This window comes from Mesorhizobium sp. USDA 4132 (assembly GCF_056279545.1).
Window position 1 is genome coordinate 63,751 of sequence record NZ_JBWCCP010000002.1, and the last position, 20,510, is coordinate 84,260.

At 62.2% G+C, this 20,510-nt stretch carries 19 protein-coding genes; 12 read left to right on the top strand and 7 right to left on the bottom strand.

The features are described 5' to 3' along the window. Positions 1-13 precede the first annotated feature (13 nt). Positions 14-820: an IclR family transcriptional regulator gene (locus tag ACZ9IU_RS23090; protein WP_051900275.1), complete on the bottom strand. Its 807-nt coding sequence runs from the start codon at positions 818-820 to the stop codon at positions 14-16. Between the two features lie 94 nt (positions 821-914). Here ACZ9IU_RS23090 and ACZ9IU_RS23095 point away from each other — a divergent pair, with 94 nt between their 5' ends. The 6 genes from ACZ9IU_RS23095 to ACZ9IU_RS23120 all read left to right on the top strand — a co-directional run bounded on the left by ACZ9IU_RS23095 (position 915) and on the right by ACZ9IU_RS23120 (position 6,658). After that, complete coding sequence (locus ACZ9IU_RS23095) at positions 915-1,280, top strand: Rieske (2Fe-2S) protein (protein WP_037084914.1); 366 nt, start codon at positions 915-917, stop codon at positions 1,278-1,280. Further along, a complete protein-coding gene (locus tag ACZ9IU_RS23100; RefSeq protein ID WP_040123953.1) occupies positions 1,267-1,602 on the top strand; it encodes a hypothetical protein in 336 nt (111 codons plus the stop codon). The genes ACZ9IU_RS23095 and ACZ9IU_RS23100 overlap by 14 nt, the downstream gene beginning before the upstream one ends. A gap of 36 nt (positions 1,603-1,638) precedes the next feature. Beyond that, positions 1,639-2,868 (top strand): amidohydrolase family protein, encoded by a 1,230-nt coding sequence (locus tag ACZ9IU_RS23105; RefSeq protein ID WP_051900273.1) that lies wholly within the window; start codon positions 1,639-1,641, stop codon positions 2,866-2,868. 269 nt (positions 2,869-3,137) lie between these two features. Further along, positions 3,138-4,736 (top strand): thiamine pyrophosphate-dependent enzyme, encoded by a 1,599-nt coding sequence (locus ACZ9IU_RS23110; protein WP_040123951.1) that lies wholly within the window; start codon positions 3,138-3,140, stop codon positions 4,734-4,736. Positions 4,737-4,844: 108 nt separating this feature from the next. Beyond that, positions 4,845-5,819: a 2-hydroxyacid dehydrogenase gene (locus ACZ9IU_RS23115; RefSeq protein WP_051900271.1), complete on the top strand. Its 975-nt coding sequence runs from the start codon at positions 4,845-4,847 to the stop codon at positions 5,817-5,819. Positions 5,820-5,845: 26 nt separating this feature from the next. After that, positions 5,846-6,658, top strand: a complete 813-nt coding sequence (locus ACZ9IU_RS23120) for a class II aldolase/adducin family protein (RefSeq protein ID WP_080719311.1) — start codon at positions 5,846-5,848, stop codon at positions 6,656-6,658. A 105-nt stretch (positions 6,659-6,763) separates the two neighbouring features. Here the strand turns inward: ACZ9IU_RS23120 and ACZ9IU_RS23125 are convergent, their stop codons facing one another. From ACZ9IU_RS23125 to ACZ9IU_RS23145, 5 genes are all read right to left on the bottom strand, one after another. Continuing rightward, positions 6,764-7,747, bottom strand: a complete 984-nt coding sequence (locus tag ACZ9IU_RS23125; RefSeq protein WP_040123949.1) for a Bug family tripartite tricarboxylate transporter substrate binding protein — start codon at positions 7,745-7,747, stop codon at positions 6,764-6,766. A gap of 83 nt (positions 7,748-7,830) precedes the next feature. Next, the gene (locus tag ACZ9IU_RS23130; RefSeq protein WP_040123948.1) at positions 7,831-8,808 is read right to left on the bottom strand and encodes a Bug family tripartite tricarboxylate transporter substrate binding protein; all 978 of its coding nucleotides are present in this window, start codon (positions 8,806-8,808) and stop codon (positions 7,831-7,833) included. Between the two features lie 71 nt (positions 8,809-8,879). Further along, on the bottom strand, positions 8,880-9,863 hold the full coding sequence (locus tag ACZ9IU_RS23135) for a Bug family tripartite tricarboxylate transporter substrate binding protein (protein WP_040123947.1): 984 nt from the start codon (positions 9,861-9,863) through the stop codon (positions 8,880-8,882). A gap of 34 nt (positions 9,864-9,897) precedes the next feature. Next, positions 9,898-11,403: a tripartite tricarboxylate transporter permease gene (locus ACZ9IU_RS23140; protein WP_040123946.1), complete on the bottom strand. Its 1,506-nt coding sequence runs from the start codon at positions 11,401-11,403 to the stop codon at positions 9,898-9,900. Positions 11,404-11,406: 3 nt separating this feature from the next. Further along, positions 11,407-11,853: a tripartite tricarboxylate transporter TctB family protein gene (locus ACZ9IU_RS23145; protein ID WP_051900268.1), complete on the bottom strand. Its 447-nt coding sequence runs from the start codon at positions 11,851-11,853 to the stop codon at positions 11,407-11,409. A 465-nt stretch (positions 11,854-12,318) separates the two neighbouring features. On the opposite strand from ACZ9IU_RS23145, the gene ACZ9IU_RS23150 reads away from it, so the two are divergent. Then, positions 12,319-13,539 carry an FAD-dependent monooxygenase gene (locus ACZ9IU_RS23150; protein WP_040123945.1) on the top strand — a complete coding sequence of 407 codons (1,221 nt, stop codon included), beginning with the start codon at positions 12,319-12,321 and terminating at the stop codon, positions 13,537-13,539. A gap of 81 nt (positions 13,540-13,620) precedes the next feature. After that, positions 13,621-14,799, top strand: a complete 1,179-nt coding sequence (locus ACZ9IU_RS23155) for an alpha/beta hydrolase family protein (protein WP_040123943.1) — start codon at positions 13,621-13,623, stop codon at positions 14,797-14,799. 369 nt (positions 14,800-15,168) lie between these two features. Here ACZ9IU_RS23155 and ACZ9IU_RS23160 read toward each other — a convergent pair whose 3' ends face one another. Beyond that, positions 15,169-15,702 (bottom strand): VOC family protein, encoded by a 534-nt coding sequence (locus tag ACZ9IU_RS23160; RefSeq protein ID WP_040123941.1) that lies wholly within the window; start codon positions 15,700-15,702, stop codon positions 15,169-15,171. A 124-nt stretch (positions 15,703-15,826) separates the two neighbouring features. Here ACZ9IU_RS23160 and ACZ9IU_RS23165 point away from each other — a divergent pair, with 124 nt between their 5' ends. The 4 genes from ACZ9IU_RS23165 (at position 15,827) to ACZ9IU_RS23180 (ending at position 20,503) form a co-directional block, all read left to right on the top strand. Then, the gene (locus ACZ9IU_RS23165) at positions 15,827-16,618 is read left to right on the top strand and encodes a helix-turn-helix transcriptional regulator (RefSeq protein WP_051900265.1); all 792 of its coding nucleotides are present in this window, start codon (positions 15,827-15,829) and stop codon (positions 16,616-16,618) included. Between the two features lie 27 nt (positions 16,619-16,645). Further along, positions 16,646-17,374, top strand: coding sequence for an SDR family oxidoreductase (locus ACZ9IU_RS23170; protein ID WP_040123940.1), 729 nt, complete (start codon positions 16,646-16,648; stop codon positions 17,372-17,374). Between the two features lie 114 nt (positions 17,375-17,488). Continuing rightward, positions 17,489-18,349 carry a p-hydroxycinnamoyl CoA hydratase/lyase gene (locus ACZ9IU_RS23175; RefSeq protein ID WP_040123939.1) on the top strand — a complete coding sequence of 287 codons (861 nt, stop codon included), beginning with the start codon at positions 17,489-17,491 and terminating at the stop codon, positions 18,347-18,349. 12 nt (positions 18,350-18,361) lie between these two features. Beyond that, positions 18,362-20,503, top strand: a complete 2,142-nt coding sequence (locus ACZ9IU_RS23180; RefSeq protein ID WP_244447590.1) for an acetate--CoA ligase family protein — start codon at positions 18,362-18,364, stop codon at positions 20,501-20,503. Positions 20,504-20,510: the final 7 nt, after the last annotated feature.

Below are 20,510 nucleotides of genomic sequence, written 5' to 3' on the forward strand. Positions count from 1 at the left end.
TTGCACAAAACCCTCAACTTACTGAGGCGCCGAGCCGCAGCGACAGGGACCTGGCGGCACGCAATGTGGCGGTCAGCGGCGGGGCGGAAGGCGCGATATCGAAGCCATCCTGTCGACCGAGCACGGTAACGACCGCTTTCAGATGCGCGCGATGATCGAAGACGGGCGCGGCGACGGCCGAAAAGTCCGGAACCGTGGATGGCAGCGTCGCGGCATAACCTTGGCTGCGCACCGTTGCGAGATCGGTTATGAAACGGGAGATCGAGGCCTCCGTTTCGCCGCCCTGGTGCATCATCGCGCGCAGGTGATGTTCCCATTCGGCATTCGGCAGGTTGGCCATGAAGACCCGGCCGGTCGCCGTCGGCCACAGGCGGACCAGCGATCCGACCTTGATCTCGTAGACGCTGTCGGAGCGGCCCTCGATCTTGTCGACCACGACAGGCGCATCGCCGTTCCACACCGCCAGGGTCACCGTCTCGCCGAGTTCGGCGGCAAGCTGCGAGATCACCGCGCGCGCAAGGCTGAGGAAATCGGTGCGGGAAAGCGAGGCAAGCCCGAGCTGTAGCGCCGCATCGCCGAGATCATAAAGGCCGGACAGCCGGTCCTGCGCGACGAAGCCGGTGCGCACCAGGCTGACCAGATAACCATGCGCCATGCTCGGCGTCATGCCGGCAGCAGCGGCGATGTCGTTCAGCCGCATGGCACGGCCGGCATGCTGGATCGCCGTCAGCACCTTCAGCCCCTTTTCAAGCGACTGGATGCCCGCGCCCTTGATCTCCGGGTCCTTGCCCGTCGCTTTCTGATTTCCCGACGCGTCCATGACCTCTCCGCTTGACGTCTTCTTTCATCTTTATACAATATAGCTGAACGATTTCAAGAATATTGAAATTAGCGCGAAGGATAGGGAGGAGACCTTGGCGGAATATCTGGTTTGTTCGGAGGATGAGATCGCCGATGGCGGCCGCAAGGTCGTCGCCTGCGGAGAGCGGGAAATCGGCATTTTTCGGGTGAAGGGTGCGCTGCATGCCTGGCACAACATGTGCCCGCACCGGCAGGGGCCGATCTGTCAGGGCCGCATCTATCCTCAAGTCATCGAGCCAGTCGATGAAAGGCAGGAGGTGCGGACGCTTCAATACAATGAAGAGAACATGCACGTCGCCTGTCCGTGGCACGGCTGGGAATTCAACCTGGAAACCGGCCGCAATGCCGGGCCGGCCAAATACCGCCTGCACCGCGCCGAACTGGCGATCCGGGAGGGGCAGATCTATGTCGTCCTCTGAACCCACATTACGCAACGACCCCTATGGCTGGATCGAGGACGCCACCGCCGAGATCGAGAAGGCAACGGCCGAACTGCTGGAGAACGGCGAAACATCGCGCGTCTCCGACGAGGCGGTGGCGCGGATGATGACGGCGGCGATCCGGCTTTATGTCGCGAAAAGCGACGGCGAGGAACGCACGTTCCGGCCGCTGACCGGCACCCGCGACGAAACGGTGACCGCCACCGAGGCGCTCTCCGCCGTCTCCGAAATCCTGCGCGCCCTGCATCTCGGGCCGATGGAACTGGCGCTCTGGTACCGGCGCCGGCCGGATGAACTTTGAGGCATAAATCCACTCTTTCGCCTGAGGAGAGCGAACATGGATATTTCCAACAAGGATCGCGCCCGCGAATTGCCGGTGCAGCAGATCGACGTCTTCACCGATACGCGCGACATTCTAGCCCATGCCAACCGGGCCGCCAAAAAGCGCGGCTTCGAGGACTGGTTGATCTGCGACGTGGACGCCCACCACACCGAGACGATTTCCTGGCACGAACTGGTGCAATATATCGAGGACCCGGTCATCCGCCATCAGGCGATGCTCTTCCACGACGAGAAGATGGGCACCGCCTCCTACGGCTTGAACGGCGACATGGGCCTCAAATACCAGGATGTCGGCGGCCGCATTCCGCACCAGGCCGGCATCCGCGAAAAGGTCGATGACGGGGTTCATCGCGATGTCACCCTCTCGCGCCGGGCGATGAGCGCGCTCGGCGTCGACTATATGGTGCTGTTTCCGACGCCGATGCTGACGCTCGGCCTGCATCCGCAGCCGGAAATGGAAGTCTATCTCGGCCGCGCCTATAACCGCTGGCTGATCGACAAGGTGCTCTCCAAGGACGACCGGCTGAAGACGCTCGCCTACCTGCCGTTCAACGTACCCAAGGAAGCGGAACGCACCATCGAGGAATTTTCGGGCCGGCCAGGCGTCATCGGCTTCTGCGTTCCGTCCGTTCGCCACAAGGCGGTGCACCACAACGACTACATGCGCATCTATGCGATGCTCGAGGAGCGCAACCTGCCGATCGCCTTCCACGCCGCCTATCACTGGCAGGACCAGTCGCTTGCGACCATCAACCGGTTCCTCGGCATGCACGCGCTCGGCTTCGTCTGGTGCAACATGGTCCACATGACCAACTGGATCTTGAATGGCATTCCGGAACGTTTCCCGAAGCTGAAAAGCATCTGGGTGGAAAGCGGGCTCGCCTGGATCCCCTTCCTGATGCAGCGGCTCGACGACCAGTACCTGATGCGCCCTTCCGAGGCGCCGCAGCTGAAAAAGCTGCCGAGCGAATACATGCGGGAAAACTGCTGGTATACGACCCAGCCGATGGAAACGGTGAACATGAAGGCGCTGCAATTGACGCTGGAGATGATCAACGCCGAGAGCCAGCTGTTGTTTGCTTCCGACTGGCCGCATTTCGATTTCGACCTGCCGCAGGAGATCTACGACCTGCCGTTCCTGAGCGAACAGGCGAAACGGAATATCCTGGGGCTGAATGCGGCGAAGTTGTTCAACCTGGACCCGACGGTAAGGAAGAGTTTGTAGGGACGGGAAGATTGGGCGATCGCTTGCGGTGATGTTGAGCGGCGCGGCATGTTCCCTCTGATCTCCCCCCTTGAGGGGGAGATGTCACGAAAGTGACAGAGGGGGGTGGCGCCGCAAATTCACTACGAAGAGTATGCCGCTGCACCCCCCTCTGCCCTGCCGGGCATCTCCCCCTCAAGGGGGGAGATCGGCAAGAAGCACCGTCGTAACCGCTCCATGCGCCACACGCACCACAAAGTCCAAACATCCATTCACAGGGAATCTCTCACATGACCATCACCGGAGGCGATTCCATCGTCGCATCGCTGCGCGCTCACAATGTGGACACAGTCTTCGGCATACCGGGCGCCCAGCTCTATGGCCTGTTCGACGCCTTTCAGCGTGACGGCATGCGGGTGATCACGCCACGGCACGAGCAGACCTGCGCCTATATGGCCTTCGGTTACGCACGCGCCTCGGGCAATCCCGGCGTCTATTCCGTCGTGCCGGGGCCGGGGGTGCTCAACACGGGCGCTGCGCTGCTGACCGCCTGGGGCTGTAATGAGCCGGTTCTGTGCCTGACCGGGCAGGTTCCCACCGCGTTTCTCGGCAAGGGTCGCGGCCATCTGCACGAGATGCGCGACCAGCGCGCCGTGCTTGCCGGCATCGCCAAGTCCGCCGAACGCGCCGACAAAGCAGCTGACGTTTCCACCGCTATCGCCCACGCGTTTCGCGAGATGCGTTCGCTCAAACCCGGCCCGGCGACGGTCGAAATGCCCTGGGAGCAGTTCGTGGCGGAGGGCGAGTTCGAGATCACCCGGCCGCTCGAAAACCATCCGGATCCGATAGCCGACGTGGCGATCGGTGAGGCGGCTGCTGTGATCGGCAGGGCGGAGCGGCCGATGATCTTCGTCGGGCCCGGCGCATTCGAGGCCCGTGACGAGGTGCTGCGGCTTGCGGAAATGCTGCATGCGCCGGTGGTCGGCTTTCGCTCCGGGCGCGGCGTGGTCTCCAACCGCCACGAACTCGGCCTCACCATTGCCGAAGCGCGAAAGCTCTGGCCGGTGACCGATTGCGTCATCGGCATCGGCACCCGGCTCGAGGTGCCGAGCTGGCGTTGGAAGCCGAGACCGGACGTGCCGGTGGTACGGCTGGAAATTGACGCGGAGGAACTGACCCGCACGCCGGAAGCCCTCGGCGTACTCGGCCGGGCGAAGACTTCGCTCGCAGCGCTGCTCGGCGAGATCAAGCCGCGGACGCCTTCCGACGACTGGCAGGACGCGATCCGAAAGGCGCGCGCGGAGACGGCGCAAGCCATCCAGGAAATCTCGCCACATTACGACTATCTGCAAGCGATCCGCGCAGCCCTTCCGGACGACGGCATTCTCGTCGAAGAGGTCTGCCAGTCCGGTTTCGCCTCCTGGTACTGCTATCCGGTCTACGAACCGCGCACCTTCATCTCGACCGGCTTCCAGGGCACACTCGGTTTCGGCTTTCCGACCGCGCTTGGCGTCAAGGTTGCCCGGCCGGACGTGCCGGTTGTATCGATTGCGGGCGATGGCGGCTTCATGTTCGCCGCCCAGGAGCTGGCCACCGCCGCCCAATACGGCATCGACGTCATCACCGTCGTCTTCAACAATTCCGCCTTCGGCAACGTGAAGCGCGACCAGAGCGAAGCTTTTGGCGGGCGGCTGATCGGCTCGGAGCTCAAGAACCCGGATTTCGACAAGCTCGCCGCCGCCTTCCATGTGGATTTCGCCCGGGTGAGCGCGCCGGAGGCTCTCCGCACGGCAATCGAGACTGCCATCACGCGCGGCGGGCCGTGGCTGATCGAAGTGCCGCTGTCGCTCGAAAGCGAAGTCAGCCCCTGGAAGTTCATCCACGGGTAATCCGTCGATGACGAATTCCGTTCTACATGGACGAAAAGGCCTATCGTCATGGCAGGGAGCCGTATAAAGTCGGCTCCAAGATTTCGATCCGGGGAGGGCATCGTTTCCGTGACATCAGACCAGAAAACCATCCGTATCGTTGTGCTGACGGCGGTCCTGCCGGCTTCGGTGGTCTCGGCGCTCGAAGGCATGGGCGGGCGGCAAATGTCGCTCGCGGACGTCGCCGCGGGCGGCGAGATACCGGGCGTGCAGGTGCTGGTCACCGATCCCGGCGTCGGCGCCAATGCGGATGTACTCGCAAAATTCCCGGACCTGAAGCTCGTCGCCTGTTACGGCATCGGCATCGACTCGATCCATATGCCGACCGTCAAGGCACGCGGCATCGGTATTTCCAATACGCCGGGCCTGCTCACCGAGGATGTCGCCGACTTCGCCATGGCGCTGATGCTGGCTTCCGCCCGCGATATCGTGCCCCAGACCCAATATATCCGCGACGGCCGGTGGACGACGATTGCGGCAAAGGTCCCGCTCGGCCGGTCGCTCAAGAACAAGGCGATCGGCATCGTCGGGCTCGGCCATATCGGCGCGGCGATTGCAGAACGGGCCGCTGCTTTCCGCATGCGGGTTTCGTATCATGGTCCGCGACAGAAACCTGTCCCCTATACCTTTATGCCGGATCTCGTCGCGATGGCGAAGCAGAGCGATTTCCTCATTGTCGCCAGCCGCGGCGGCGAGGACACCAGGAAGATCGTCAACCGCGAAGTGCTGGAGGCGCTCGGACCCGAGGGTACGCTGGTCAACGTCTCGCGCGGTTCGATCGTCGACGAGGCGGCGCTGGTGGAGGCGCTCAGAACCGGCAAGCTCGGCTTTGCGGCACTGGACGTGTTCGCCAACGAGCCGAGGGTTTCGGAAAAGCTGCTGTGGATGCCGAATGTCATCATGACGCCGCACCAAGGCAGCGCCACCACGGAAACCCGCCTCGCCATGGCCCTTTTGCTGGTCGAGAATGTCCAAGCGTTTTTCAAGGGAACGCCGTTGCCGACGCCGGTGGTTCCGATCGCAATCTGGGCTTTTGAACTCTAGCTTTTGGACTCTAGGGAGGACGTCACATGGCATTTCAACGTCACGTCATCGGACTGGCAGGACAGGACCAATCCGGCGAAGTCATTACCGAATTCGACCGCGCCTCGGTCACCGACGAGGAATGGGCCGTCCGCGTCGATCTCGCCGCCGCCTATCGCCTCGCGGCATTCTACGGCTGGGACGACCTCATCTACACGCATATCTCCGCCCGCGTCCCGGGCACGGAAAACCACTTCCTGATCAATCCGTTCGGGATGGCCTTCGACGAGATCAAGGCGAGCAACCTTGTCAAGATCGACCACGAGGCGAAGATCATCGGCAAGTCGGACTATCCGGTGAACGGCGCCGGTTTCGTCATCCACCACGCGGTGCACAAGGCGCGCCACGAGCTCAACTGCGTCATGCACCTGCATACCGAGGCGGGCATGGCGCTTTCCATGCTCGATTGCGGCTTGCTGCCGCTCTCCCAGCATTCGATGTTCTTCTACAACCGCATCGGTTATCACGGTTATGAAGGCCTTGCCCTCAACATGGAAGAGCAGGAGCGGCTCATCCACGATCTTGGGGTCCACAAGAACATGATCCTCAAGAACCACGGAACGCTGACCTCGGGCGAAAGCGTCGGCGAGGCGTTCGTGTGGACCTTCTGGCTGGAAAAGGCTGCCCGCGCCCAGCTCGCCGCCATGGCGGCCCAGCCGCAGGGCCTTTCGATCCCGGAAGAGAAGATCGCCGAACTGACCGCACACATGTACGAGATGTCGCCGGCAAAGCCGGGGCTCAAGGAATGGCCGGCGATGCTGCGAAAGCTGGACAGGATCGATCCCAGCTATCGCGATTGACGTCCGAAATACCCGCTTGCCGGGAACTGGCGGATCTTCCTGTCATTCTCCGCAACGAAAAAAGCCGGCGTTTCCACCGGCTTTTTTTATCTGTTTCAGCAAGGCTTACTGCTGTGGGATCTGGGCGATCGCCACGTAGTCCTTCCACTCCGCGATCGTCTTGATCATCAGAGCCTGGGCTTCGGCCGGGGTGGAGATGTAGGGATCGCCGCCCTGGTCGGCCAGGAACTTCTGGGTTTCCGGCTGCTGCAGAACGGTGTTGAACCAGCCGTTGATCTTGGTGGTGATGTCTTCCGGCGTGCCCTTGGCAACCATGGCACCCCACCAGCCGAGCTGGTCGACGTCAAAGCCCTGTTCCTTCAGGGTCGGGATGCTGGGAGCGCCTTTCATGCGTTCCGGCGAGGCGACGCCGAGAAGACGAAAACGGCCTTCGCGCTGCTGGGAGAGGGCGAAGACCGGGTCGTAGGAACCGAAGTCCATTGCGCCGCTGGTGATGTCGTTAAGCGAGTCGGCAGCGGTCTTGTACTGGACCGAAACGGTCTCGAGTCCGGCCTTCTGCTTGTAGACTTCGGCCATGACCTTGCCGGACGTGGCGTTGACGGCATAGGAGCCGCCGTCGCCCTTTGCCTTCATGGCGGCGGTCAGTTCCTTCATGTCCTTGTAGGGCGCGTCCTTGGCGACGGCGATCATGAAGGCCTGCTTGTTGATCGTGGCGATCGTCATCAGGTCCTTGCCGACGTCGATCGGCGGCTTCTTCATGATCCACATGTTGCCGGCAATCGAGTTGCCGGAGTGAACGAAGATCGTGTAGCCATCCGGCTTGGAACGCGAGGTGTATTCAGCAGCGATGTTGCTGAGTGCGCCCGGCTTGTTTTCGACGATGATCGTGGCGCCCGCGATCTTGGACACCTTGTCCGCAAAATAGCGGACGAGAACGTCGGCGCCGGAACCTGCCGGGAAGGCGCAGACGAAGGTGACCGTCTGGTCCGGATAAGCGGCCTGAGCGGGCGTAACGTTTGCAATCTGTGCGACCGCCAGCATCGCCATGGCGGCGGTGGCTTGCGCGATCTTCTTAAGCCATTTTGTCACTTTTCATCTCCTATGGCGGTTCGTAAGGGTCCCTGCGAAAGGGCCTGCCGCACTATGGCGACAGGGTCTTTCGAATCGGTTGATTAATTTTGCGGAATCTTGGCCATGGCCACATACGTCTTCCACTCCTCGACCGTCTTGGCGAGCAGCGCCTGGCCCTCTTCCGGGGTGCCGACATAGACGTCGCCGCCGAATTTCGCGAGGAAGGCGACGGTATCGGGCTGGGCCAGGATTTCGTTGAACAGCGCGTTGATCTTGTCGACCACCGGCTTCGGCGTGGCTTTCGGAACGAAAGAACCCCACCAGCCGAGCTGGTCGATATCGTAGCCCTGTTCCTTGGCGGTCGGGATGTCGGGCAGCGACTTCAGCCGGATCGGCGAACCGGTCGCCAGGATCCGGATACGCTTTTCGTTGGCCTGCGACAGGGCGAAGACGGGATCGTGGACGCCGTAGTCGATGGAGCCGCTCAGCATGTCGTTGAGTGAGTCCTTGGCGTCCTTGAAACTGATCTCGACCGGGTCGACGCCGGCTTTCTGCTTGTAGATTTCGCCAAGCACCTTGCCGGAGGTCGCAGCCGTCGCGTAGCTGGCGTTGTTGCCCTTCTTTTTCAGGGATTCCGTCAGCGCCTTCATGTCCTTGATCGGGCTGTCGTAAGCCACGACGAACATGAAGGCCTGCTTGTTGATGAAGGACGTCGTCTGCAGTTCCTTGACGACATCGACCGGCGGCGCCTTGAACAGCGACATGTTGGCCGCCGTCGAGGTGCCGGAATGGACGTAGATCGTATACCCGTCCGGTTTGGCGCGGGCGGTGTACATGGCGGCGATGTTGCCGGCGGCTCCCGGCTTGTTTTCCACGATCACCATCTGACTGGAGACCTTGGCGAACTTTTCGGCAAAGAAACGGACCAGAACGTCCGCGCCGGAGCCGGCCGGGAAGGCGCAGACGAATGTGATCTGGCCGCTCGGATAAGCGCCCTGGGCGAATGCGCCAAAGGGTGCGAGCGCCGCGACGGCGGTGGTCGCCATCATCAGGTTTCTGCGTGAGATTTCAGTGGTCATCGGCACAAGTTCCTCCCTTGAACGCCCCAGTCATTCCCATAAAGGTTCCCGTGAAGCCTGTTGCACAAGCCTCAGTTTTGCGGAATCTTCGCGAGCGCCACATAGCCACGCCACTCCTCGACGGTCTTCACAAGAAGCTCGTCGACCTCCTTCGGCGTACCTTTGTAGACGTCTCCGCCGAACTTGTTCAGGAAGGCTTCCGTTTCCGGCTTGTCGAGCACTTCCTGGAACAGCGAATTCAGCTTCATGACGATATCGTCCGGGGTCTTGGCCGGCACGAATACACCCCACCATCCAAGCTGGTCGACATTGAGGCCGTATTCCTTGATGGCCGGAATCTCGGGCGTCGACTTCATGCGCTGCGGCGAACCGACCGCAAGCAGCCTCAAGCGCCCCTCGCGCTGCTGGCTGAGCGCGAAGACCGGGTCGAGCGCTGCGAAATCGAGCTGACCGCTGGTAATGTCGTTCAGGGAATCCGGACCGGTCTTGTAGGCGACTTCGGTTGCCGAGACCCCCGCGAGCTGCAGGTAGACTTCGGCGAGGACCTTGCCCGAGGTTGCCGTCGAGCCGTAGGTGGCATCGCCGCCCTTGGCCTTCAGATGCTCGGTAAGCTGCTTCATATCCTTGATCGGGCTGTCGGCCGCGACCGCGATCATGAAGGGTTGCTTGTTGATGAACTGGACGCCGCGCAACGCCTGGGTGACGTCGATCGACGGTTTCTTGAACAGCGACATGTTGGCCGCCGTCGACGTGCCGGAATGGACGTAGACCGTGTAGCCGTCGGGTTTGGCGCGGCTGACATATTCGGCGGCGATATTGCCGTTGGCGCCCGGCTTGTTCTCGACGATCACCGTTTGCTTGGAGACCGCCGCCACCTTCTCGGAAAAGAAGCGGACCAGAACATCGGCGCCGCTACCGGCCGGAAAGGCGCATACGAACGTGATCGTGGCGCTGGGATAGGTGGATTGTGCGAACGAGACACCCGGCAGAACGGCGGCCATCGTGGCCGCCGCAAGCAGTGTGCGTCTTGTCAGTTTCAGATGTCGTTCAGTCATTGGCTCCTCCTCCAAAACTGCTGCGGAATGTGTGTTATTCCTCCTGAAACGCCTCCTCGCGTGTCTTTCGGAACTGCGGCAAGACGATCAGGCCGATCATCAGAACCGTCGCGACCAGAAGCGTCGCGGAAATCGGTCGATCGATGAAGATCGACGGGTTGCCGCGCGAAATGACCAGAGAACGCCTGAGGTTCTCCTCCATCAGCGGACCGAGAATGAAACCGAGCACCATCGGTGCCGGCTCGCAGCCGAGCTTGTGAAGGACGTAACCAAACACCGTGAAGACGATCATCAGAACCATCATGAACGGCTCGGTGCTGGTCGAGTACACGCCGATGGCGCAAAACAGCAGGATCGCCGGGTAGAGCAGCCGGTAGGGAACCGACAGCAGCTTCACCCAGATGCCGATCATCGGCAGGTTGATGACCACGAGCATCAGGTTGCCGATCCACATCGAGGCGACCATGCCCCAGAAGAGGTCCGGACGGGTGGTCATGACGGCAGCGCCCGGCTGGATGCCCTGGATGATCATCGCACCCATCATGATTGCCATGATCGGGTTCGACGGAATGCCGAGCGTCAGGAGCGGGATGAACGATGTCTGGGCGGCGGCATTGTTGGCCGATTCCGGACCTGCGACGCCTTCCACGGCGCCGTGACCGAACTTACGGGGGTTCTTGGAGATCTTCTTTTCCAGCGTGTAGCTGGCAAAGGAGGCGAGAACCGCGCCCCCGCCCGGCAGGATGCCGAGGATCGAGCCGAGGCCCGTGCCGCGCAGGGCCGCCGGAATGGAGTCCCGGAATTCCTGCTTGTTGGGCCACAGATCGCGCATGCGGGTGCTGATCGTCTCGCGCGGCGGCGGCGGGTTTTCAAGGTTGCGGATGATTTCCACGATACCGAAGAGACCGAGAACCAGCGGCAGGAAGTCGATACCCTCCCAGAGACCCGACAGGCTGAACGTGTAGCGGGTGAGACCGGTGTTGATATCGGTGCCGACGAGGCCGAGCAGCAGCCCCATCAGGACCATGGCGACCGCCTTGAGGACGGAGCCGTGGGCAAGCACGATCGCCATGACGAGGCCGAGCAGCATCAGCGCGAAATAGTCCGGCGAGTTGAACTGCTGGGCAATCGAAGCGAGCGGCGGGCCGAAGGCGGCGATGAAGACCGTACCGATGGTACCGGCGAAGAACGAGCCAAGAGCGGCAATCGCCAGCGCTGCGCCGGCGCGGCCCTTGCGGGCCATCTGGTGGCCTTCAATACAGGTCACCACCGAAGACGCCTCGCCAGGCATGTTGACCAGGATCGAGGTGGTCGAGCCGCCGTACTGCGCACCATAGTAGATGCCGGCGAGCATGATCAGCGACGACAGCGGATCGAGGCCGAAGGTGATCGGCAGCAGGATGGCGAGCGCAGGGATGGGTCCGATGCCAGGGAGAACGCCGATCAGCGTGCCGAGAACGGTGCCGATCAGACAGAACATCAGATTTTCCAGCGAGCCCGCTGCCATGAAGCCAGTTGCGAGGTGTTCAAAAACTTCCATTGCTTACCTGCCCCACCAGACGGGCATCGGCTGCCCAAGGCCATAGACGAAGATGATGACGACCAATGCCGCGGTCGTGACCGCAAAGATCACTGTCTCGACGAGATTGACGCCGCGCCGCGCATAGGCAGCGAACATGATCAGCAGGATCGAGGAAATTACCGCGCCGATCTGGGCGATCAGCAGGCCGAAGGCGGCAATCGCCAGCAGGATGAAGATGATCGGACGGAACTGGATGCGTTCGATGGCCGGGCCTTCGATCGCCAACGACTTTACCGTGACGATCACGCCGATCAGGGCGATCAGGCCGCAGATGATCATCGGGAAATAACCAGGACCCATGTTGCGGGCGGAACCGAAGGTGAGGTCCGAGCCGACAAAGAGGCCGATCGCGCCGAAAAGGATGAACAAGATGCCCGCGCCGAAATCCTGCGGACTTTTGATTACCATGGTTTCCTCCCTGAAAACCTGACTGTTGAAGCGATCTGGCCACCCTTGGGCGTCAGCCAAACCGTCATTATGCATGCTCCTCGGACCGCGCCTCGACCTCGCCACCTTGAATTCGTCTATAGGCAACTAGATTTGACTATATACAAGAGTAATCCTCTTGTCAGTCAATCGAATTCCGCTGTCCTCTGTCCACCAGATACCACAGCTATCCGGCGTTTTCGATCTTATCGCAATAATATCAGGAAACCAGATATCGCAGGTGTAATTGGTGACATTCTTTCCTGTTTTTGAACCGGGTATTGAAACTCTGAGATGTGAGCATCTTCCTCCAAGGACCTGCCCGCATGCTTCAGCGTCGCAGATATGAAATTGGTTTTTAACAAAGTCAATTATACTTTATCAAAAATAGTTGACAGGCGCGGGCGCACCGGAGAGATTGGTCGCCAGCATTTCAAAGGATACAAAATGAAGATTTCTGTTGTGGGAGGCGGAATTGGTGGTCTGACAGCGGCATTGTCGCTGCTCCGCCAAGGATTTGACGTGGATGTGTACGAACAGGCGGTCGAGCTGAAAGAAGTCGGCGCCGGCGTTCAGATCAGCGCCAATGGTACGCGAATCCTGTTTTCGCTCGGGCTCGAGGACGACATCATGTCGATCGCCGCGCAGGCGGAGGGCAAGGAGATTCGCCTCTGGAACACCGGGCAGACCTGGAAACTGTTCGACCTCGGCCCGCTGTCGATCGAGCGTTATGGCTTCCCTTACATCACCATCCATCGCAACGACCTGCACCAGACGCTGGCAGCCGGCGTGCGCCGCATCAAGCCGGATGCGATCAAGCTCTCCAAGAAATGCGTCGGGATCACCCAGGACGACAAGGGCGCGACGATCACCTTCGCCGACGGCACCACCGCCACCTCCGACATCGTGGTCGGCGCCGACGGCGTGCATTCGAAGATCCGCGAGACGCTATTTGGCCGCGACGACCCGAAATTCACCGGCATCGTCGCCTGGCGCGGCGTCATTCCGGTCGAGCGCCTGCCGGAACGCATGCTGCGCCCGGTCGGCACCAACTGGATCGGCCCCGGCGGCCACGTCATCCAGTACCTGCTGCGCGGCGGCAAGCTGATGAATTACGTCTCGGTCGTCGAGCGCGCCGACTGGCAGGTTGAATCCTGGTCGGTCGCGGGCACCGTGGAAGAGTGCCTTGCCGACTATGAAGGCTGGCACGAAGACATCCACACGATGATCAAGGCAATCGACGTGCCCTATAAATGGGCCCTGATGCTGCGGCCGCCGATGGACGATTGGACCCGCGGCCGTGTGACGCTGCTCGGAGACGCCTGTCATCCGACCTTGCCCTTCCTCGCGCAAGGCGCGGTGATGGCGATCGAGGACGGTTTCGTGCTGGCCCGCGCGCTTGCCGAGAACAATGGCAATTACGAAGCGGCCTTCGCCGGGTACGAGGCGGCCCGCGTCGAGCGCACCGGCAAGATCGTCCGCGGCGCCGAAGGTAATCTCAGCCGTTTCCACAATGCCGCGCTGAAGGATCCGAAACTCGCCGAAGACTATGTCAATGCCGAATGGCAGGAGGACAAGGTCAAGCAGCGCTACGAATGGCTGTTCACCTACGACGCCACCTCGGTGCCGGTCGTGGCGGGAACCAGGTCGCCGGAGGCGGTTGCCTAGGGGCACATTCGCAGTTCAATCTCGAAAGCCTGCTCGCCGGTTCCACCGGCCGAGCGGGCGAAGCATAATGGGTAGGACACCATGACCACCAAGGCGGAATGGCAGCGGATCCCGCTGATCGTCTCCTTTCCGGAGACCGCAAAATATACCGAGACCTACGGCTTTGCCGGCAATTCTGGCAGGGTCAACCTCGAAGGCCAGCTTCTGCGCGGCGCCGGTGCGCCGTCGAAGACGGTCTATGTCTTCATGCATCCAACCTCGACGCTGCAGCTGCTGCCGATGCCGACGGCGCTGGCGGACGCCGGCCTGCACGTGCTCTGCGCCGCAAGCCGTTATCCGAAGAACGATACCGCTCTGATCATGGAAAAGGTGGCGATCGACCTCGGCAAGTGGCTCGATTATGCCCGCGGTGAGCTTGGTTACGAGAAGGTGGTGCTGGTCGGCTGGTCGGGCGGCGGTTCGCTATCGCTGTTCTACCAGGCGCAGGCCGAGAACCCGACGATCACCCACACGCCGGCCGGCGACGAGGTCAATCTCATCGAAGCGGGCCTGAAGCCCGCCGACGGCGTGATCTTCATCGCCGCCCATCTGTCGCGTGCGGAAACCTTAACCGAATGGCTCGACCCGTCGGTTCTCGACGAACTCGACCCGGATCTGCGCGACCCGGAATTCGATATCTATTCCCCGGATTGCCCGCACCAGCCACCCTATTCGGCGGGATTCATCCAGCGGTTCCGGGCCGCCCAGATCGCCCGCAACCGCAAGATCACCCATTGGGCGCTCGACATGCTTGCGGAGCTGAAGCGCCGCGGCTCGTTCGAACAGGAACGCGCCTTCATCGTCCACCGCACCATGTGCGACGTGCGCTGGTTCGACGGCACGATCGACCCGAACGACCGGCCGATCGGCAAGAGCTATATGGGTGATCCGCGCACGGTCAATGTCGGCCCGGTCGGGCTTGCCCGCTTCACGACGCTGCGCTCCTGGCTTTCCCAGTGGAGCTACGACCTGTCGAATGCCAAGGGTCCGATGAACGCGGCGCTGATTAAGCGCTCGCCGGTGCTGCAGATCGAGAACAATGCCGACGAGGCGGTTCCGGCAACGCACAATCCGACCATCCGGGCGGCGCTGGCCACCGAGAACAAGGAATACATGACGATCCCGCACGCGACCCACTATTACCTCAGCCAGCCGGAGCTCTTAAAGGCCTGCATCGACCGGGTGATCGACTGGAGCAGGCGGCAGGGGTTGCTGGCGTGAGGATCTTGGGGTTCGCGGAGAGCGGGCTCCGGACCATCGGGAGGTTTGACCGTGCGCTTTAATGAGAAGCACCACCGTCCAGGCTGGATCGGTGGTGTGGGTGTTTCGTCCGCTTCGAGGAGCGAGGCAATCGCCGATAAGGATGACGAGCGGTACCGCATGCTCCCTCTGATCTCCCCCCTTGAGGGGGAGATGTCACCGAAGGTGACAGAGGGGGGTAGCGACAGTGCCGCAGGCGAAAACGTTGCTGAAGTGCCTAGGCGACACCCCCCTCTGCCCTGCCGGGCATCTCCCCCTCAAGGAGGGAGATCGGCCAGCCGCGCGACTTCGCGTCCCATCAGCGGTCCCGTCATCAAACGGGTGAAGGCCTCAAGCCGCAGCCGACTTCGCCGCGATCATCCCGGCCTTCTTCTTCACCCATGCCTTCATGGCGTCATGGGCTTCGGAAGCGGCCTGTTCCAGATAACCAGGCTCTTCCGTGCGCGCGGTGATTTCCAGGCGCAGGCCGTTCGGGTCGAAGAAGTAGATCGAGTTGATGAACTCATGGTCGATGACGTCGGTCGTCTTCACGCCGGCGTCCTGCAGCCGCTTCTTGAACTTCAGGACCTCCTCGACGGAATCGACTTCCATTGCGAAGTGCTGGACCCAGTCCGGCGTGTTCGGCGAGGGAAGCGGCATGACGTTTTCGCCGAGGTCGAAGAAGGCCATGTAGGAACCGTCGCCCATTTCGAAGAAGAAATGCGCGTAGGGCTTTTCTTCGCCCGTCGACGGCACCTTGTCGGCGGTCATGCAGTTGACCAGCGGCAGGCCAAGCAGGTCCTCGTAGAACTTGCGGGTCTCCTCGCCATCGCGGCAGGGGTAGGAAAAGTGATAGAGTTTGCGAAGCTTTGGCGCGTCAACCATGGTGGTTCCTCCATATCCAGGCTTGTTGCATTGGCGGTAATGGTAGGCCCTTGCCGACCCTCCCATGTCCACCTTGCAGGTGGACATGCCCATGACGGATTTATTCTCAACCCTGGAGGCGTCAATGCCTGCGCTTGATGGAGACAACGTGACCGTCATGGCTGCCCTCGTGGACGAGGTCGGCGAGCCCGGCTTCCCCGAAAAACTGCTGGAAACCCTGCGCGGCATCGCCGGCACCGATTTCTGTTCCGCCTTCCAGGCCGAGGAAGACGGGTCGCTCACCTATCTCTTTGCCTGCGGTTATCACTCGACCATCCCGGGTTTTGCCGAGCGCGCCTCGCTCGACTATGCCCGCCGTTACTGGCAGCGCGACCGGGTGACCCGCCAGATGCTGAACGGAGGCCCCGGACTTGCCAAGGTGCAGGTGGTGCGCCAGGCCTGGAACGGCATCCGCGATCCCGAATACCGCCGCGACTGTTACGAGCGCGCCCATGTGCTCGAACGCCTGACTATCTATCATTCGGAGGAGCCACGGATCTTCGCCAGCCTCTATCGCACCCGCGAAAGCGGCCCGTTCCCGCTCTCCGCCGTCGAACGGCTGGAAGCCTCCGCGCCGCTCCTGATGGCCATGGTCATCAAGCATGTGCGACTGCAGGGCCGGCCGCAGACGGCGCCCTTGCATCCGCCGCAGCAGGAGATCGCCGGGCGGCTGCTGCAGGCGGGATTTGCGCTTTCGGGCCGTGAGGCAGAGGTTTCCGCCGGCCTGCTGCTCGGCCGCACACATCGGGAAATTTCCGAAAAGGTCGGGCTCGCGCTTTCGAGCATCGTCACCTACCGTCAGCGCGCCTACCGCAAGCTGGGGGTCAGCGACCGGCGCGGGCTCGAAGCGCTTTATGAAGGTATTTCGCGCGCTTAAGCGTATTGATCAGGGGAGAAGTTTCAGATGATTTCGATCAAGGACCGCATTGCCATCGTCACTGGCGCCAGCTCGGGCATCGGCTGGGGCATCGCCAAGGCGATTGCCGCTGAGGGCGCCGTCACCGTGCTTGCCGCCCGCAGCACCGACAAGCTCGAAAAACTGGCAGCCGAGATCGAGGCCGAAGGCGGCCGCGCGTTCGTCGTGCCGACCGACGTTACCGACGACGCGCAGGTCGAAAAGCTGTTCGCCACGGTGAAGGAAAAATACGGCCGGCTCGACATCCTGATCAACAATGCCGGCATCGCCGACCATACGCCGGTCGAAAAGCTCACCAATGAGCGCTGGCACGAGGTGATCGGGGCAAACCTGCACTCGGTCTTCTATTGCAGCCGCGCCGCCTTCGTCATCATGCAGGAACAGAAGCGCGGCCGGATCATCAACATGGGCAGCCTGTCGTCCAAGGTTCCGCGCGGCCATACCGCCGCCTATACGGCGAGCAAGTTCGCGCTCGAGGGCCTCACCCGTTCGCTCGCCGTCGACGGACGCGAGCACGGCATTGCGGTCTCCATGGTGCATCCGGGCTCGACGGTCAGCTCGCTGGTTCCCGGCGTCACCGACAAGGTCCGGCCCGCAACCATGATGCCTCTGGATGTGGCCCGGATCGTCGTGCTGATGGCGACGCTGCCGGATGACGTGAACCTTTACGAGAGCATCATCCTGCCGGTCGAAATGCCGTTTCTCGGCCGCGGTTAAGCATCGGTTCAGCACGACGTCAAACGGCTTCCTTTTCGCCAGGCCCGAAATTCAAAGCCGCTTGACGCATATTCGGGTCCCTGATATCCATTTCCCCAGTAGGGAGAATTTGCTATGGAAAACCAGACCGAATCCGCCGCCGGCCAGAACAATGGCAAGTGGGGCGAATATGTTACCGTGGATTTTGACGAGGGCATCGCCTGGGTGACGCTCAACCGTCCGAAGCAGCGCAACGCCATCAACCCGGGCATCGTCTGGGAAATGAACGCGATCATGGATGCGCTGGAAGAAGACGACCGCTGCAAGGTGATGGTCGTCACCGGCGCCGGCGAATCCTTCTCGGCCGGCATGGACCTGAAAGAATATTTCCGCGCCACCGACAAGGTGCCGCCGATCCAGCGCGAACGCCTGTTCCGGGCAAACGCCGCATGGCAGTGGCGCCGGATGATGTATTTCCCGAAGCCGACCATCTCGATGGTCAACGGCTGGTGTTTCGGCGGCGCCTTCCAGTTCCTGGTCGGCTGCGACCTGGCCATCGCCTCGGAAGACGCCATCTTCGGCCTTTCTGAAATCAACTGGGGCATCATCCCGGCCGGCATCGTCACCAAGTCGGTGCTGGAGACGATGAGCTTCCGCGACGCGATGTATTACATCATGACCGGGGAAACCTTCACCGGCCAGCAGGCTGCCGACATGAAGCTGGTCAACAAGGCCGTTTCGCCGGACGAGCTGAAGGCCGAGACCCGCAAGCTCGCCATGACGCTGATCGGCAAGAACCCCTTCGTGCTGCGCCAGGCCAAGACCGCTTGCCGTTTCACCCGCGACCTCACCTGGGAACAGGCCGGCGAATACCTGATGGCGAAGTCCGACCAGACGGAACTCCGCGACCCGGAAAATGGCCGCAATACCGGCATGAGTCAGTTCCTGGACGAGAAATCCTTCCGCCCGGGCCTCGGTGCCTACCGTCGCGACTAAGAAGTGGTTCCCATGGCTGATACGATGACCACAGCTCCCAAGACGCTCGATCCGGCCAAGCCGTTCGATCTTGACCGTCTGCTGCGCCCACGATCGATCGCGATCGTGGGCGCGTCGCCGGATCCCGCCTCGATCGGCGGCGGCGTGCTCGCCAATCTCGAACTCTTCAAATATGCCGGCGACCTGCATCTCGTCAGCCGTTCGCGCGACGAGATCAACGGCCGCCCCTGCGTGAAGACCATCGGCGACCTGCCAAAGGGCGTCGACGTGGTAATCCTCATCGTGCCCCAGGTGGCGATCAAGGACTCGGTTCTTGCCTGCGTCGAGCGGGATGTGGCAGGCGTCATCGTCTACTCTTCCGGTTTCGCCGAAGCCGGCGAGGAAGGCCGCCGACAGCAGGACGAGCTTGCCGAGATCTGCCGCAAGGCGGGCATGGCGATGCTCGGACCCAACTGCATGGGCTATACCAACTATGTCGACGGCATTCCGCTGACTTTCGAGCCGGTCGACCTGCGCGGCGTCGGCGAGCGCTCGCGCGTCGCCATCGTCGCCCAGAGCGGTGCGACGGCGGCCAATATCCGCTTCGCCATGCATTCGCGCGAAATCGCGGTCTCCTACGTCATCGCCACCGGCAACGAGGCGGTGATCGCCGCCGAGGACCTGGTCGGCTGGCTGATCGAGGACAAGGACAACGCCGCCGTCGCGGTCTATGTCGAACAGGTCAAGAACCCGCAAAAGTTCCTCACTGTGGCGCGGCGCGCCCGCGAACTCGGCAAGCCGATCGTCATGCTGCATCCGGGCTCCAGCGAGCGCGGCAAACAGGCGGCGCAATCGCATACCGGTGCGCTTGCCGGCGACCATGCGCTGATGCAGACGGCCGTGCGCAACGAGGCCGTTGCGCTAGTCGAGACCACCGACGAGCTGTTCGACGTCACCGCCATCCTGGCGCGTTATCCGTCACCGCCGCCGGGCGAGGCGGGCATCGTCACCAATTCCGGCGCCATCCGCGGCCTCTGCTTCGACTTTTGCGAACGCGTCGGCCTGCCGATCGCGACGCTGTCGGACGAGGTGCACGCCGAGCTTGCAACGCAAGTGCCACCTTACGTCCATGTCGACAACCCGTTCGACATCGGCACGACGGGCTTCTCCAATCCCGGCATTTTCGGAACGTCCACGGCATCCATGCTGAAGGATCCGAATGTGGGCATCGTCTTCCTGTCGCATGCGGGCGGCTCGCCGCCGATGCAGATCAAGAAGTCGGACGCCATCATCCCGGTCGCCGCAACCGCGACAAAGCCGGTCATCCTCAACATCGTCGGCGACGACTATCCGCTCGATCCGACCTTCATGAAGGCGGTGCGCAACAGCGGTATCCCGTTCTTCCGCTCGCCGGAACGCGCCATGCGCGCCATGGCAGTGGTGATGAATTATGCGGCTGCGCTCGCCGCCACCCAGGACCGCGCCCCGGAAGGCGAACGGATCGCCAAACTGCCACCGTCCGGCCTCGTGGTCGAGTATGAAGGTAAGCGTATACTTACCGATCTCGGCATCCACATCCCGAAGGGCGCTTTGGCGAAATCCGCCGACGAAGCCGCGACGATCGCAGCCGATGTCGGTTACCCGGTCGTCATGAAGGCGCAGGCGGCCGAACTCGCCCACAAGAGCGATGTCGGCGGCGTCATCGTCAATATCGCCGACGAGCCGGCGCTGCGGGCGGCGCATGAAAAGATGTATGCCAGCATTGCCAGGCACAAGCCGGGCCTCAAGCTCGACGGCGTGCTGATCGAGGGCATGGCGCGCCAAGGCCTCGAAATGGTGGTCGGCGCCAAGCGCGATCCGCAATGGGGTCCGGTCGTGCTCGTCGGCCTCGGCGGCGTCTGGATCGAGGCTCTCGCCGATGCCCGCCTGCTGCCGGCCGATATCAGCCGCGAGCGGGCGATCGCCGAAATCCGCAAGCTGAAGGCATCGAAGCTGCTCGGAGCCTTCCGCGGCCAGCCGGCGCGCGACGTCGAGGCGATTGCCGACGTGGTCGTCAAGCTCGGCGCGCTGATGCGCGCGGAGCCTCAGATCGTCGAAGTCGATATCAACCCGCTCGTTGTCTATGCCGAGGGGGACGGGGCTTTGGCTCTCGACGCGCTATTCGTGGTGCAGTGAGGGCGTA